10 protein-coding genes are annotated in these 15,660 nt (G+C 71.5%); 7 read left to right on the top strand and 3 right to left on the bottom strand.

The window, feature by feature from the left end; all coding sequences use genetic code 11:
• Nucleotides 1–113 precede the first annotated feature (113 nt).
• Nucleotides 114–4,175, top strand: a complete 4,062-nt coding sequence (locus OHT61_RS28355) for a golvesin C-terminal-like domain-containing protein (RefSeq protein ID WP_329042113.1) — start codon at nt 114–116, stop codon at nt 4,173–4,175.
• A 143-nt stretch (nt 4,176–4,318) separates the two neighbouring features.
• Here the strand turns inward: OHT61_RS28355 and OHT61_RS28350 are convergent, their stop codons facing one another.
• Both OHT61_RS28350 and OHT61_RS28345 read right to left on the bottom strand, forming a co-directional pair.
• Nucleotides 4,319–5,068, bottom strand: coding sequence for an AfsR/SARP family transcriptional regulator (locus tag OHT61_RS28350; protein ID WP_329042112.1), 750 nt, complete (start codon nt 5,066–5,068; stop codon nt 4,319–4,321).
• 686 nt (nt 5,069–5,754) lie between these two features.
• Nucleotides 5,755–6,759: an MBL fold metallo-hydrolase gene (locus OHT61_RS28345; protein ID WP_329042111.1), complete on the bottom strand. Its 1,005-nt coding sequence runs from the start codon at nt 6,757–6,759 to the stop codon at nt 5,755–5,757.
• A gap of 138 nt (nt 6,760–6,897) precedes the next feature.
• Here OHT61_RS28345 and OHT61_RS32585 point away from each other — a divergent pair, with 138 nt between their 5' ends.
• Nucleotides 6,898–7,152 (top strand): hypothetical protein, encoded by a 255-nt coding sequence (locus OHT61_RS32585; RefSeq protein ID WP_443049560.1) that lies wholly within the window; start codon nt 6,898–6,900, stop codon nt 7,150–7,152.
• On the opposite strand, the gene argJ is transcribed toward OHT61_RS32585, so the two are convergent.
• Nucleotides 7,088–8,266 (bottom strand): bifunctional glutamate N-acetyltransferase/amino-acid acetyltransferase ArgJ, encoded by a 1,179-nt coding sequence (argJ, locus tag OHT61_RS28340; RefSeq protein ID WP_329042110.1) that lies wholly within the window; start codon nt 8,264–8,266, stop codon nt 7,088–7,090. The genes OHT61_RS32585 and argJ overlap by 65 nt on opposite strands.
• A gap of 213 nt (nt 8,267–8,479) precedes the next feature.
• On the opposite strand from argJ, the gene OHT61_RS28335 reads away from it, so the two are divergent.
• The 5 genes from OHT61_RS28335 (at nt 8,480) to OHT61_RS28315 (ending at nt 15,603) form a co-directional block, all read left to right on the top strand.
• Nucleotides 8,480–10,195, top strand: coding sequence for a thiamine pyrophosphate-binding protein (locus OHT61_RS28335; protein WP_329042109.1), 1,716 nt, complete (start codon nt 8,480–8,482; stop codon nt 10,193–10,195).
• Nucleotides 10,195–11,727 carry an asparagine synthase-related protein gene (locus OHT61_RS28330; RefSeq protein WP_443049633.1) on the top strand — a complete coding sequence of 511 codons (1,533 nt, stop codon included), beginning with the start codon at nt 10,195–10,197 and terminating at the stop codon, nt 11,725–11,727. Before OHT61_RS28335 ends, OHT61_RS28330 begins: the two co-directional genes overlap by 1 nt.
• A 57-nt stretch (nt 11,728–11,784) precedes the next feature.
• Nucleotides 11,785–12,735 (top strand): agmatinase, encoded by a 951-nt coding sequence (gene speB, locus OHT61_RS28325; RefSeq protein WP_327112211.1) that lies wholly within the window; start codon nt 11,785–11,787, stop codon nt 12,733–12,735.
• Nucleotides 12,732–13,706: a clavaminate synthase Cs1 gene (gene cs1 / locus OHT61_RS28320; RefSeq protein ID WP_329042105.1), complete on the top strand. Its 975-nt coding sequence runs from the start codon at nt 12,732–12,734 to the stop codon at nt 13,704–13,706. Before speB ends, cs1 begins: the two co-directional genes overlap by 4 nt.
• Nucleotides 13,707–14,019: 313 nt before the next feature.
• Nucleotides 14,020–15,603: a penicillin-binding transpeptidase domain-containing protein gene (locus tag OHT61_RS28315; protein ID WP_443049559.1), complete on the top strand. Its 1,584-nt coding sequence runs from the start codon at nt 14,020–14,022 to the stop codon at nt 15,601–15,603.
• The last annotated feature ends 57 nt before the right edge of the window (nt 15,604–15,660 follow it).

The raw sequence follows: 15,660 nt of genomic DNA, 5'->3' as shown, positions 1-15,660 counted from the left end.
GGTGAGAGGGGGTGGAGAGGTCCGGCTGATGTGCTCGCGTCCCCCACGTGCGAAGCGGACGCCCGCTTCCCCCCACGCGCGACGCGGGTGTACGCAGGAAAGGCGAGCCGAACGTGTCCCGAAGAAAAAGATGGCATGTACCCGTCATTACCATCGCCGCGACGGCGCTGCTGGCGGGCTACCCGTCGGTGTCGATGGCGAAATCCCCCACCCCTCCCCCGGGTGCCGCCCAGGGCTGGACCCAGAAGGACCGGGCGGACGCCGCGAAGCCCGGTCCGGCCGAGCTCCCCGAGGCCGTCCCCGCCGACGACCGCACGGCGCTGCTCGGATCCGGATACCGCACCTCCGACGACCTGGCCTGGACCACCTCGGGTGACGCCACCGGCTTCCACGTCATGGTCGCCGCCGCCGAGGACGGCTACCGCTGGCGGACCGCCGCGACCCTGTCCGAGCCGGGCTTCGACACGGACACCTGGATCGGCAACGCCTGCCTCACCGCCTCCGGCAAGCGCGCGGCCGTCACGTACGCACCCCGCACCTTCACCAACAAACCGGAGCTGATGACCCGCGGCGCCTTCACCGCGGTCGTGGACCTGACGACCGGCGCGGTCACCAAGCTCCCCGTCCAGTCCAGCCTGAGCTACTTCTCACCCGGCTGCGGCACGACCGAGAAGGCCGTCTTCTCGCAGTTCTCCGACGACGCGTCGAAGCGCAACGAGACCCGGCTCGTGGGAGTGGACACGGCGAGCGGAAAGGCGGCGAAGCCGCTGGACCTGCCCGGCCAGGTCACGTCCGCCGTCCCCCTCGCCGACGGTTACGCCGCCGCGCAGGGCTCGCGCCTGGTCCGGGTGGCGCCCTCCGGTGACGTGCGCGTCGCCACGAAGGCCGCCACCGCGCCCTTCCAGCTCACCGCCGCCGCCGACGGCTCGGTCGTCTACATCGACCGCACCGCCCCTGCCGCGGGGTCCGGCACCGAGCGGGCCGAGGTCCGGCGCGCCCCGGCGGCGCTGTTCGGCGCCGCCAAGGCCGCCGGCGTCACCCAGCGCCTCGCCACCGGCGCGCTCACCGACTTCGACCTGGCCCGCTCGGCCCGCACCGGCACGGTGTACGTCACGGGCGAGGCCGAGGCAGCGGGCACCCTGCCGTCGTCCGTGCGCATGCCCGCGGGAGTGGCCAAGGGCGCCGCCCTGTCCACCCGGGGGGAGGCCGCCGTCACCACCGCCTGGGCCGACGGCAAGGACTCCCGGATCTCCCCCCAGGAGGCCGCCTCCGCACGCACCGCGCGGACCACGATGAAGCTCCTGGAGACCGGCCGCAACGTCACCCTGGACGCCCGGCCCGGCACGGCCGTGGGCTCCACCGCCAGGACGGCCGCGGGTCTCGCGACGTCCCCGGCGCTGACCCGCGGGACCGGGACGGCCGCGGCGTCCCCGAGGCTCGCCGCCGGCTCGCCCACCAACCCCGTCGAGGACGAGCGCTACTGCTCGGTGGCGCGCGGGGACGTCCGCAAGCAGGCCTTCCAGCCGACCCCGCGCCAGGTCGAGTGGGCGGTCGACCAGGCCGTGGTCGGCAAGCTGAACTCGCACGTCTCGCGCGCCGCCAACTGGAAGAACACCGGGATGTCGGCCTACCAGCCGCAGTCCCTCTTCCCCCTCAAGACCATGGCGGGCGACCCCAACGGCGCCCCTGACGCGGCCGACGAGTACCACATCCCGGCGCAGGTGATGCTGGGCGTCACCGCCCAGGAATCCAACATGTGGCAGGCCACCCGCTTCGCGGTCCCGGGCGTCACGGCGAACACCCTGATCGGCAACTTCTACGGCATCAGCCACGGATCCGACGGCCAGGCCCCGGACCCGTGGGCGATCAACTGGGCCAACGCCGACTGCGGTTACGGCATCGTCCAGGTGACCGACGGCATGCGCAAGGCGGGTCACGAGAAGCCGGGCGAGACCGCGCTGTCCGTCCAGAAGCAGGAGGCGGTGGCCCTCGACTACACGGCCAACATCGCCGCGGGTGTCAACATCCTCGTCGACAAGTGGAACCAGACGTACAGCGCGGGGATGACCGTCAACGACGGCGGCCCCTCGTACATCGAGAACTGGTTCTTCGCGCTCTGGGCCTACAACTCCGGCTTCTACCCGCAGTCCAGCGCCGGTTCGCACGGTGGCCACTGGGGCGTCGGCTACACCAACAACCCGGCCAACGCGCTGTGGAAGGCCAACCGCACCCCGTTCCTGGAGAACTCGGGCGGCGGGGACGACTACTCGCACGCCGCCCACCCCCAGGACTGGCCCTACCAGGAGAAGGTGATCGGCTGGGCCGCCCGCCCGATCTCCGCGATGTTCGCCCCGGGCGACTTCCAGCCCGGCTACCGGGCCGCCTGGTGGACCGCCACGGACCAGCGCACGCGGGCCAAGCCGCCCGTCGGACAGTTCTGCGACACGTCCAACAACTGCGACCCGGCCAAGATCAAGGACGGTGACACCGACACCAACGGCGCGTGCCAGCTCAACAACCCGGCCGACGAGTTCTTCCTGCACTGCTGGTGGAACAAGAAGAGCAGCTGGAAGAGCTGCGCGGGCGGCGCCTGCGGATACGCCCTGCACCGCTTCGACGCCACCTACCCGGAGCAGCCGGACGGCAACGCCTACCCGCCCCGGTGCTCCAGCGGCCTGCCCTCGGGGACGTACGTGATCGACGACGTGGCCTCGGGCGTGACACCCGCGGGCTCGTCGGGACGAAGTTGCGGGGCGACGACCTCACCGGGCAGCTTCGGCTTCACCTTCACGGCCGACGGCGCCAACTACCCGGGCAAGATCGACACCCATCAGATCGGGGCCGGCTACGGCAACCACTTCTGGTTCTCGCACACGAGGAACCAGGCGACCACCGAGGGCGCCCGGATGCGCACCACCGGCACCTGGACGCTGACCAACGGCATGACCGGCTGGGCCAGGGTCTGGGTGCACCTGCCCGACCACGGCGCCCACACCCGGCAGGCCTCGTACACCGTCTCCGGTACGAACAGCACGAGCCCGGTGCGCGTGCACCCGCAGCGCGTCGGGGAGAACAAGTGGGTCTCCCTCGGGGTGTTCCAGTTCACCTCCACCCCGAAGATCTCCCTCTCCACGCACGCGGCCGACGGCAGCGGGTCGGAGGACGTCGCGTGGGACGCGGCGGGTTTCCAGCCGCTGTCGGCCAAGCCCAAGGACATGGTCGTCGCGATGGGCGACTCCTACTCCTCGGGTGAGGGCGCCTCGGCCGCGGGCGGCGTCGACTACTACAAGGAGACGAACTACCGGGACGCGAGCAACCCCTCGACGCGGGACGCCTGCCACCGCTCGACCAAGGCGTGGTCGCGCCAGGCCACGATCCCGGGACGTACGTCGTCCGTGGGGGCGATGGACGACAGCAGGTCGGCGGCGATGGACTACCACCTGATCGCGTGCTCCGGGGCCCGGACGTACAACATCGCGACCGTCGGCGAGAACGGCGAGCTGCCCCAGCTGTCCAAGGGCTACCTCGACCAGAACACCACGCTGGTGACCATCTCGATCGGCGGTAACGACGCCCGGTTCGCCTACATCATCCAGAAGTGCATCTTCGGTGGTGTGGGCTGGCCGACGCTGTGCCAGAACCAGAAGTTCGACGACGACGACTCCCGGGTGGACGACGCCGCCTACCAGGGACTGGACATCGGTGTGGCGGCCGAGCGTCTCGCGAAGGAGCGGGTGCGGCCGGCCATCACCGACGCGCTGAAGAAGATCCAGGCGAAGGCTCCGAACGCCAAGATCGTGCTGATGGGATACCCGCCGCTGCTGGAGCGGTCGGGATCGTGCATCCCGGGCATCGGCACGGAGGAGGCGCCCTGGCTGAACGGCATGGCCGCCACCCTCGCCACCGAGATGCAGGGCGCCGTGAACGACGCCAAGGCCGCCGGCGCCAAGGCCTGGTACTCCAACCCCGCGCAGAACTTCGCGGGCAAGGCCGTCTGCGGTGATCCCGAGCAGGTCCACGGGATCGTGCTGGACCTGGTGGAGAGCGACGAGCCCGCCATCGACTGGCCGATCCTCCAACTCGGTGCGTCCGCGCAGTCGTTCCACCCGAAGGTCGGAGGAGCCCGGCTGTACGCGGACTCCCTGGAGCGGACGATGCAGGGCATGGGTCTCTGACCCACCACCCGGTGGGCCCTCCCCGCGAGGTGCGGGGAGGGCCCACCGGTCCGGAAGTCCACTGCCGGGACGGCTCCGGCACACGGCTGCGTCCCCCGGCCCATGGGCCGGGGGACGCAGCCGTGTGCGGGTCGTGACACGGGTCAGCGGCTGGCCATCCCCGGCACCGCCGAGAGCATGTCGGCGTCCTGACGCAGGATCGCCCGCTCCAGGGTGGTCAGCCTGGGCCCGGGGTAGATGCCCAGCTCGTCGGTCAGGGTGTTGCGGGCCCTGCGGAACACGGCGAGCGCGTCGGCCTGCCGACCGGAGAGATACAGGGCCTGCATCAAATGCGCGTAGGGCTCTTCGCGCAAAGGGTGGAGGGCTATGAGGTCGGTGAGTTCCCCGATGGCCTCCTCGTATTGACCCAGAGTTATTTCCAGGCAAATACGCTGCTGAAGTGCGGCGACGCGCTCCTCTTCGAGCCTGGCAGCGCGGGTCTGCAGCGCACTGCTCGAAATCGTGGCCAGGGCCGGTCCCCGCCACAGGGCGAGAGCCTCCTTGAGCAGGTCGAGCGCCTCCTCCTTGAGGTCGGCCCGTACCATTTTCTTCGCCGTGGCGACGTTGCGCCGGAAGATATCGCTGTCGATCTCGCAGAGAGCCGAATCCAGCTGGTATCCGGAAGCGGTCGACAGGACGGTGTCCTGCGGCGCTCCGACCGCGGCCAGCGAGCGGCGGATCATCCACACGCTCGTCTGGAGCTGACCAGGGGCGGTCCGTGGTGGACGCTCACCCCAGAGGTGGGTGATGAGTTCGGGCGTGCTGACCGCCCTCCCCGACACAAGTGCGAGGGCGGTGAGCACCCGGAGCTGCCTCTGTCCGGCGAGCGGGACCGGCACGTTCCGGGAAAGCATGGAGATCGGACCCAGTATGCGAATCTGCACGCCGGCCATTGGGGGTCTCCCGTTCTGCCTGTCCATGACTCAATTCCCCTGACATGAACTGCTTGATTTCAGACGCAATGTCTTTGGCTGCGCTGATCGATGGAGCGAATGCAGTGGTCGTGGCTGCGGCCACTACGCGCGTAGCGGACCTTCTACCTCATCGAGTCGGGACAGTAATAAGCCATCCGGGCGCCGTCAACGAGGCCCGGACGGGCGCGGCTGAAAACTGTCGCCCCGATCCGGGAGAAAATGAGGACGCGGGAAAAACGTGGATAACGCCCGCCGGGCCGGGTGGCCGGGGCTTCATGATCGTGTATGGCACGGAGTAGTCATCGGCCCGCACGGCAACGCGGACACGGCATCCGGCAACCCCCGGGGCGTCACGCCTCTGCGGAAGTTGTGCGTCCGGCGTGAAGGACATGAGGGCCCCGTATGGAGAGTGGGATTACTCAGCGCATCGATCCGGACGCGGAACGCTCGCCTCACTGGTTTAGACCTGTGATGGCAAAAACCGTACGCCGCTTCGAAGGTGCGTACGCACGTGCGTACCGGAATCCGGTACCCCATGTCCGGAAAGCGGGATCGGTCACCCCTGCGGCCGAAACGGACCCCCTGAGCGCGTCGAAATCTCGCACACCCGGCCGCCGCGGACCAGGTCAACCGGCCGCGGTGACGTCGAGCAGCTGCAGGTGACGAGGTGTCAGAACCCGGGTGCCGCCGCCCGGAGCCCGCCGCTCGGCCGCGCGGGCGAGCGCCGCCACGGCGTCGGGGGACGACGTACGCGAGATCCCCGCGTCGCCGAGCGGGGTCACCATGTCGTCGTGGTGGCAGGGCAGGAGCACCGGCGGCGACCCCAGCGCGGCCAGCAGCCGGTCCGGGTAGCCGTGGACGGCCGCGTGACCGCTCATCCCGATCACCGCGATGTCCGGCCGCGCGCCCGCCACTTCGCGTTCCGCGACGTTGCTGGTCCCCGTCAGCAGCACGGAGGGGCCCCCCTCGACCGACACCTGGAAGGCCAGCGTCCTTCCCTCCACGAGGTCGCCGAGGGTCCGCGGCCGAGGGGGGACGGTGTTCCGCTCACCGGGGGCGAAGGAGGTGTAGTCGTCCGACCTGCTGTGCAGGCTGCGGAACACCTCCACGCTGTAGCCGTCGAACTGGAGGTGGTCACCACCGTCCACCGCCACCACGTCCGCCATGCGGTGCGCGGGAGTACCCATGGCGGCCAGCAGGTGCCGCGACGTGGTGTCGCAGAGCGTCCGGACACGCCGGCCGGCCCACTCCGGCCGGGACAACAGGTGCGGGACGTCGGCGAGATGGTCGAAGTGGCCATGACTGACCAGGATCAGCTCGGGCGCCCCGGTCAGCCCCTTCTCCGCCACGTGCTCCACCGCGTCCGGGTCCAGGCGCAGCGGTAGAGCCGGGTCGAGCGCGCCGTCCTCCCCGGCGTAGGGCATCCGGCTCAGGTACGGGTCGAAGAGCACGCTGCGGCCCGCGAAGGACAGCTCCCACCCGGCGACGCCCAGCCAGCGCAGCCCGAGGTCGGCACCCTTGGGCATCCGGCGCGCCTGGGCGGCGGGCAGGGGGGCGGCGCCGCCGACCAGCAGCCCCGCCGCCCCGGCGCCGAACGCGCCCTGCAGAACCGACCTTCGCGACTGACCCATGCGCCACCTCGTTCACGTTGTGCTGATCACGCGTCACACTACGGAGCGATGCGGACGAGGCGGCACATTTGAGTCAGTGGTTTCCGGGCGTGGCGGACCGGCCACCGGGCCCGGGTCCGGTGCGTTGGTCGGGGTCCGGTGCGCAGGTCGGGCCCGGCGCGTGGGTCGGGGTCCGGTGCGCGGGTCGGGCCCGGCGCGTGGGTCGGGCCCGGTGCGCGGGTCGGGCCCGGTGCGCGGGTCGGGCCCGGCGCGCGGGTCGGGCCCGGCGCGTGGGTCGGGCCCGGCGCGTGGGTCGGGCCCAGTACGCGGGTCGGGCCCGGGGCGCGGGTCAGGTCGTGTACTCGGAGTTCAGGCGCACGTACCCCTCCGTCAGGTCGCATCCGTAGACGGTGAACTCCCCGTCCCCGATGCCCAGTCCGATGCCGATGACCACCTCGTCGCCGCGCATGTGCTCGGCGACGGCGGCGCGCAGTTCGGCGTCACCGGGTCCGTCGGCGCTCTGCGGGTAGACCAGGGTCCCGCCGAACTCGACGGTGACGTTCTCCTGGAGGATGTCCGTGTCGTCGGTGCACTTGCCGATCGCCATCGTCACGCGGCCCCAGTTGGGGTCGCTGCCGTGCACCGCGGTCTTGACCAGCGGGGAGTTGACGACGGTCTTGCCGACCCGCTTGGCCTGCGCGGTGTCCCGCGCCCCGGTGACCCGGACCTCGATGAGCTTGCTGGCCCCCTCGCCGTCCGACGCGATGTTCTTCACCAGGGCGAGCGCCACCTCGTACAGGGCCTCCTCGAACTCCACCGGATCCACGTCGCCGGCCAGCCCGTTGGCGAACAGCACCGCGGTGTCGCTGGTCGAGGTGTCGGTGTCGATCGAGACGGCGTTGAACGTGCGGTCCATGACGCTGCGGAAGACCCTGTCCTGGACGTCCCGGGGCAGCCGGGCGTCGGTGGCGAAGAAGGTCAGGAGGGTCGCCATGTCCGGCTCCAGCATCCCCACCCCCTTGGCGATGCCGACCAGCGTGGCGTCGCCGCACCGCACCCTGACCTCCTTGGGCCGGGTGTCGGTCGTCATGATGGCGCGCGCCGCCCGGTCGAACCCGCCCTCCGGAAAGGGCCAGGAGAGCGTCTTGATGTGATCGCGGATCTGCTCCATGGGGTACTGGAGGCCGATGACGCCGGTGGAGGCGATCAGCAGTTCGTCCTCCGGGAGCCCGGTGGCGGCGGCCACGGAGTCGCGCACCTCGCGGGCGTTGCGGTCCCCCTCGGGCCCGGTGGCGACGTTGGCGTTGCGGGCGATGACGACCACCCCGCGCGCCTGCCCGTCGGCCGCCGCCGCGCGGCTGAGCACCACGCTCGGGCCGGAGAAGCGTGACTTGGTGAACACCGCGCTGACCTGCGTCGGAACGGTCGACGCCAGCACCGTGAAGTCGTCCCGCCCGTCTCCCGTGAGCCCCACCGGAGCGGTGTGCACCACGAACCCCGCGGGGTCCCGGGTCGTCGTACCGGTCATGATCGCCTTCTTCCCTCAGTGGCTACATTATGCGCCGGACTGTATGCCTATTCATCTATCACAGGAGACGGGGGCACCGGGCGGGAACCGGCCGCCGGCCGCCTCGAAGCGCACTACAGCGCGGTCGGATAGGCGCAGGAGAGGCGGTGGAGAGAGGCCCCCGGCACGGTGACGGCATTCCGCATCCCGTCGACATCCTGGAGACGACGCCGCATGTCCCGTGTATCGACCAAGCCCAGCAACAACCCGACGGCCGCACACGCGCTGCTCAAGCGTCTCCACGAGCACGGTGTGGAGACGGTGTTCGGTGTCGTCGGCCGTGAGGCCGCGTCCATCCTCTTCGACGAGGCGCCGGGTATCGACTTCGTCCTCACCCGGCACGAGTTCACCGCCGGCGTCGCCGCCGACGTGCTCGCCCGCATCACCGGCCGGCCGCAGGCCTGCTGGGCCACGCTCGGCCCCGGCATGACGAACCTCGCCACCGGTGTGGCCACCTCGATCCTGGACCGCTCGCCGGTCATCGCGCTCGCCGCCCAGTCCGAGTCGCACGACATCTTCCCGAACGACACGCACCAGTGCCTGGACTCGGTCTCCGTCATGCGCCCCATGACGAAGTACGCCGTCGAGCTCCAGCGCCCCGACGAGATCACCGACCTGGTGGACTCGGCCGTCGCCGCGGCGATGACGGAGCCCGTCGGCCCCAGCTTCATCTCGGTCCCGGTCGACCTGCTCGGCGCCGACATCGACACCTCCGTCGTCCACCCCGCCGCGCACACCCCGGCCAAGCCCGTCGGTGCCGTCCAGGCCGGCTGGGAGGCCACCGCCGACGAGGCGGCCGCACTGGTCTCCGGCGCGGAGCACCCGGTCTTCGTCGTCGGCGCGGCGGCCATCCGCTCCGGCGCGGTGCCCGCGATCCGGGCCCTGGCCGAGCGCCTGGACGTCCCGGTCATCACGACGTACATCGCCAAGGGCGTCCTGCCGCACGGGCACCACCTCAACTACGGTGCCGTCACCGGCTACATGGACGGCATCCTGTCCTTCCCCGCCCTGGAGACCCTCTTCGGCCCGGCCGACGTCGTCGTGACCCTCGGTTACGACTACGCCGAGGACCTGCGCCCCTCGATGTGGGCCCGCGGCGGCGAGAAGAAGACCGTGCGCGTCTCCCCGACGGTCAACCCGATCCCCCGCGTCTACCGCCCGGACATCGACGTCGTCACCGACGTGCTGGCCTTCGTCGAGCACCTGGACGCCGCCACGGCGGACCTCGCCAAGAAGACCCCGCACGACATCACCCCGCTGCGCGAGCGCGTCGCTGAGTTCCTCGCCGACCCCACCGAGTACGAGGACGGCATGCGGGTCCACCAGGTGATGGACTCCATGAACACGGTGATGGAGGAGACCGCCGCCGCCGGTGAGGGCACGATCGTGTCCGACATCGGCTTCTTCCGGCACTACGGGGTGCTCTTCGCCCGCGCCGACCAGCCCTTCGGCTTCCTCACCTCGGCCGGCTGCTCCAGCTTCGGCTACGGCATCCCCGCGGCCATCGGCGCCCAGATGGCCCGCCCCGGCCAGCCGACCTTCCTCATCGCGGGTGACGGCGGCTTCCACTCCAACAGCGCCGACCTGGAGACGATCGCCCGGCTCAACCTGCCCATCGTGACGGTCGTCGTCAACAACGACACCAACGGGCTGATCGAGCTCTACCAGAACCTCGGCCACCAGCGTTCCCACGACCCGGCCGTCAAGTTCACCGGCGTCGACTTCACCGAACTCGCCCGCGCCAACGGCGTGGAGGCCGTCAGGGCGAACTCCCGCGAGGACCTGCTCGCCGCTCTGCGCAAGGGAGCGGGGCTCGGCCGCCCGTTCCTGATCGAGGTCCCGGTGAACTACGACTTCACCTCCGGCGGCTTCGGTGCCCTGAGCATCTGATCATGGCGCACACATTCCCCGCCGCCACGGGGTTCCTGGTCTCCGCCCATCAGGGCGGGGACCGGGCCCCCCGGCCCGTCTTCGCCACCCGGGGCGCCCACGAGACCGTGGCCGAGGCCCTCCGCACCCAGACCCTGAACGCCGTACTCGTGCACTCGGGTGCGGCCGGGGACGCCGTGGCCCGCTCGGGCGACACGGCCCTCGTCCTGGCCGGCGAGCTCTACAACCGGGAGGAACTGCTCACGCTCCTCCCGTCCGGTGCCGACGCCCGCACGGACGCGGCGCTGGTGCTCGCCCTGCTGGACGTCTACGACCTGCACGCGTTCCGGCTGCTCAACGGCCGGTTCGCGGCGGCCGCGGCCGTGGGCGACCGGGTGCTCCTGGCCACCGACCACGCGGGCTCCGTCCCGCTCTACACCCTCCCGGCGCCGGGCCGTGTCCTGGCCGCCACCGAGATCAAGGCCCTCGTCCCGGCGGCGGCCCAGGCCCCGCTGGCCGGGCGGCCCGTCGCCGACGCACGCCGGATCCGCCGCGTGCCGGGGGTCCACCAGATCCCGGCCGGGACCGTACTGGACCTCGACGTGCGCACCGGCACCGCGGCGCCCTCGCGGACCTGGACCCCTCCGGTGTCCCGGCGGATCCTTCCCGAGGCCGACGCGACCGCCGCCGTGCGGGAGACGCTGGGGCGAGCCGTACGGGCCCGCACCGGTGGCTCCACTCCCCTGGTGGTGCTCTCCGGCGGAATCGATTCCTCGGGTGTCGCCGCCCTGGCCGCCGCCCACACCGAGGGCCCCCTGGACACCCTGTCGATGGGCACCGACACCTCGGACGAGTTCGCCGAGGCACGCGTGGTCGCCACCCACCTCGGCTCCGCGCACCGGGAGATCACCGTTCCCACGGCCGACCTGCTCGGCCAGCTCCCGTACGCGATCTGGGCGTCCGAGTCCGTCGACCCGGACATCATCGAGTACCTGCTGCCGCTCACCGCCCTGTACCGGGCGCTCGACGGGCCCGCCCGCCGCATCCTCACCGGATACGGCGCGGACATCCCGCTCGCCGGCATGCACCGCGAGGACCGGCTGCCGCAGCTGGACACGGCGGTGGCGTTCGACATGGCCACCTTCGACGGACTCAACGAGATGACCCCGGTGCTCTCCGGCATCCAGGGCCACTGGTCGACCCACCCCTACTGGGACCGCGACGTCCTGGACCTGCTCGTGTCGCTGGAGGCCGGGCTCAAGCGGCGCCACGGCCGCGACAAGTGGGTCCTGCGCGAGGCGATGAGCCCCCTGCTCCCGCAGGAGACGGTCAACCGGCCGAAGCTCGGCGTGCACGAGGGCTCCGGGACGACGTCCTCCTTCAGCCTCCTGCTGATCGACGCCGGGGTACCGGAGGCGGACGTCCACCGGGCCAAGTCACTGGTGGTGCGGGAGATCTTCGACCGGGTGGTCGTCGAGGGACGGCCGCCCGCCGAGGTGAGCACCGCCGAGGCCGTGCACCAGGTGGCCGCACGGCTGAAGGAGACCGAGTGACCCGCCCCCTACTCCCTACCGGCCGCCCGCGGCCCATCCGACAGGAGGGATGACGTCGTGGAACGTGTCGACACCGCGATCTCGCCCCGCTACGCGCAGATCCCGACCTTCATGCGCCTGCCGCACGACCCCCAGCCCACCGGACGCGACGTCGTCGTGATCGGGGCGCCCTACGACGGGGGCACCAGCTACCGGCCGGGAGCCCGCTTCGGCCCGCGCGCCATCCGCAACGAGTCGGGCCTGATCCACGGGGTCGGGATCGACCGGGGGCCGGGCACCTTCGAGCTCATCGACTGTGTGGACGGCGGGGACATCGACCTGACGCCGTTCAACATGCACATCGCGATGGAGACGGCCCACCGGCATCTGCGCGGCCTCCTCCAGGACAACGCCGCCTTCCTGATGCTCGGCGGCGACCACTCGCTCACGCTCGCGGCCCTGCGCGCCGTGGCCGAGCAGCACGGCCCCGTCGCCGTGGTCCACCTGGACGCGCACTCGGACACCAACCCGGCCTTCTACGGCGGCGAGTTCCACCACGGGACGCCGTTCCGGCACGGCATCGACGAGGGCGTCATCGACCCCGCGCGCACCGTGCAGATCGGCATCCGGGGCCACAACCCCCGCCCCGACTCACTGGACTACGCCCGCGGCAAGGGGGTGCGGGTGGTCACCACCGACGAGTTCGTGGAGACCGGTGTCGCCGGTACGCACGCCCTCATCAAGGAGCTCATCGGCGACCGCCCCGTCTACGTGTCCGTCGACGTCGACGTCGCCGACCCGGCGTTCGCCCCCGGCACCGGCACCCCGGCACCCGGCGGGCTGTCCTCCCGCGAGGTGCTGGCGCTGCTGCGCTGCGTGGGCGAGCTGCGGCCGGTCGGTTTCGACGTCATGGAGGTCTCGCCGCTCTACGACCACGCCGGGATCACCTCCGTCCTGGCGACCGAGATAGGCGCGGAACTGCTCTACCAGTACGCCCGTGCTCACATCAAGGAAAGGAACGACGCGTGACCGTCATCGACTGCTCCGATTTCCGCGACGAACTCCTGGAACTGGCCTCGCGCCTGCCGGCGGTGCCACGCGCGGACCTCCCCGCCTTCCTGGAGGCCGCCAAGGCGGCGTCCCTCGACCTGCCGGCCCCCCTCGCCGAAGCCCTCGACGCCTTCAACGTCTCGGGCAACGAGGACGGCTACCTCCTGCTGCGCGGACTCCCCGTGGAGGCGGAGGACCAGCTGCCCCGCACCCCCGAGTCCACCCCCGCGCCGGTGGAGCGCCCGCTCCTCACCATGGAGGCGATGCTCGGCGTCGTCGGCCGCCGGCTCGGCCTGCACACGGGGTACAAGGAACTGCGCAGCGGCACCGTCTACCACGACGTGTATCCCTCTCCCGGCGCGCACCACCTGTCCTCGGAGACCTCCGAGACGCTGCTGGAGTTCCACACGGAGATGGCGTACCACCAGCTCCAGCCCAACTACGTGATGCTGGCCTGCTCCCGCGCCGACCACGAGCGCAGGGCCGCGACCCTGGTCGGGTCGGTCCGCAAGGCGCTGCGGCTGGTCCCGGAGGGCTTCCGCAGCCACCTCTTCGACCGCAGAGTGCCCTGCTGCGTGGACGTCGCCTTCCGCGGCGGCGTCGAGGACCCGGGCGCGATAGCCCAGGTGAAGGCGCTGTACGGTGACGCGGCCGACCCGCTGCTGGGCTACGACCGGGAGTTGCTGGCCCCCGAGGACCCCCGGGACGTCGAGGCCGTGGAGTCGCTCTCGAAGGCGCTGGACGAGGTCACCGAGGCCGTGCACCTGGTCCCCGGCGACGTCCTGATCGTCGACAACTTCCGTACGACACACGCCCGTACGCCCTTCACGCCGCGCTGGGACGGGGCGGACCGGTGGCTGCACCGCGTCTACATCCGCACCGACCGGTTCGGGCAGCTCTCCGGGGGCGAGCAGGCGGGCGACGTGGTCGCCTTCACCCCCCGCGCCTGACCGGACACCCTTCACGGCCCGGCGGGCCGGCGGCACCTCGCGACCGTGCGGGGTGCCGCCGGCCCGCCCGTCGTGCTGCCCGCTCCCGGGCCGCTCTCCGCTCACTCTCCCGCCGCTCTCCGGGGTGGCCCTCGGCCGGGGGGCAGCGGTTAGCGTGTCGGACAGGTGATCGGGAGCGGTCCGGTCGCGGGAGAGGTATCCGCAGCAGACGAGGAGAGAACGCCAAGTGTCGGACCCCACCTTGCAGCAGATGACACGTCACGACCGTGCGAGTCGTCGCCGACCACGCAGAGCACCGGTGCTGGGTGTGGCGGTGGCCGTCGTCCTTGCGGCGGGCGCGGGCTGGTGGGGATACCGGGCGTGGTCCGGGGACGGGGCGGGGCAGGACCCCGAGGTGACCGCCGCCACCGAGCGGCTGCAGTCGTTCCTCGACGCGTGGGGGGCCGGCGAGGCGGCGAAGGCGGCGGCCCTGTCGGACTCCCCGTCGAACGCGGAGTCGCTGCTGACCTCGGTGATGAGCAACCTGAAACCGACGAAGTCGGAGCTGACGGCCGGAGACGGCGACAAGAACGACAAGGGCGGCGTGACCGTCCCGTTCACCGCGCGCTTCAGCATCCCGGCCGTCGGCAGGTTCGCCTACGAATCCGAGGCGACGGTCGTCGTGAAGGCCGGTGAGTGGACCGTGGAGTTCACCTCCCCGATGATCCACCCCCGGCTGAAGCCCGGTCAGACGCTCGCCCTGAAGACGGTGGCCGAGCGGGCCGCCGTGCTCGACACCAACGGCGACGACCTGCAGGCGGCCTCGTTGCGCGGCTCGGTGGACGAGCAGGGCAAGGGTGTGTTCGGGCTCGAGGCCCGCTACGACAAGCAGTTGCGCGGCGGCGGGGGCGCTGCCACCAGTGAGGTCGTCATCGCCGACCGGCAGTCGGGTCAGGCGGAGGCCTCCCTGACCAAGAGCTCGGCGGAGCCGGGCAAGCCGGTGAGGACGACGATCGACCCGAAGGTCCAGGGAGCGGCGGCGGCCGCCATGGAGGGGCTGAAGGTGAACGCGGCGCTGATCGCCGTGGAGCCCTCGACGGGGAACATCCTGGCCGTCTCCAACCGTCCCGCGGGAGGGCTGAACCGCGCGCTGGCCGGGCAGTACCCGCCCGGTTCGACGTTCAAGGTGGTCACGGCGGCGGCGATGCTGAAGGCGGGGATGAAGCCGTCGGACGTGGTGGAGTGCCCCAAGTTCGCCCACGTCGACGGACAGAAGTTCGAGAACCAGAACCAGTTCACCCTGCCCGCCGGCTCGACGTTCAAGGACTCGTTCGCGAAGTCCTGCAACACCATGTTCGTCGGGCACCGGGCGAAGGTGGGCGGTTCCGCACTGCACGACGCGGCGGCGGCCTTCGGTATCGGCGGAGTCTGGGACGTCGGTGACACGACGTACGACGGCTCGGTGCCGGTGAGCACATCGGACAACGACCTCGCGGCGTCGACCATCGGCCAGGCCCGGGTGCAGGCCTCGCCCCTGGTCATGGCCTCGATCGCGGCGACGGTCAAGGAGGGCACCTTCAAGCAGCCGGTGCTGGTGCCCGAGGCGGTCAAGAAGAAGCACGAGGCGACGGCGAAGCTCGACCCGGCGGTGACGGACGCACTGCGGGACATGATGCGGGCGACGGTGACGTACGGGGCGGGCAGCGCGCTGACGGGCATCCCCGGCGAGCCGCACGCCAAGACGGGGACGGCCGAGTTCGGCGAGGAGAAGCCGCCGCGCACCCACGCCTGGATGATCGGCTACCAGGGCGGCAGCGACCTGGCCTGGTGCGTGATGCTGGAGGACGGCGGCTCGGGCGGGGCGGACGCCGGCCCGGTGGCCGCCAGGTTCCTGAAGGCGCTGCCGGACGCGGGCTGACCGCCGACCGCCGATGCCCCCGCTCCCGGTGCGCCGGGAGCGGGGGCATCGTGGCGC

The organism is Streptomyces sp. NBC_00178, from assembly GCF_036206005.1.
Taxonomy (GTDB): Bacteria; Actinomycetota; Actinomycetes; order Streptomycetales; family Streptomycetaceae; genus Streptomyces.
Note: the sequence above shows the minus strand (reverse complement) of the source record. Positions and strands in the feature narration are given on the sequence as shown.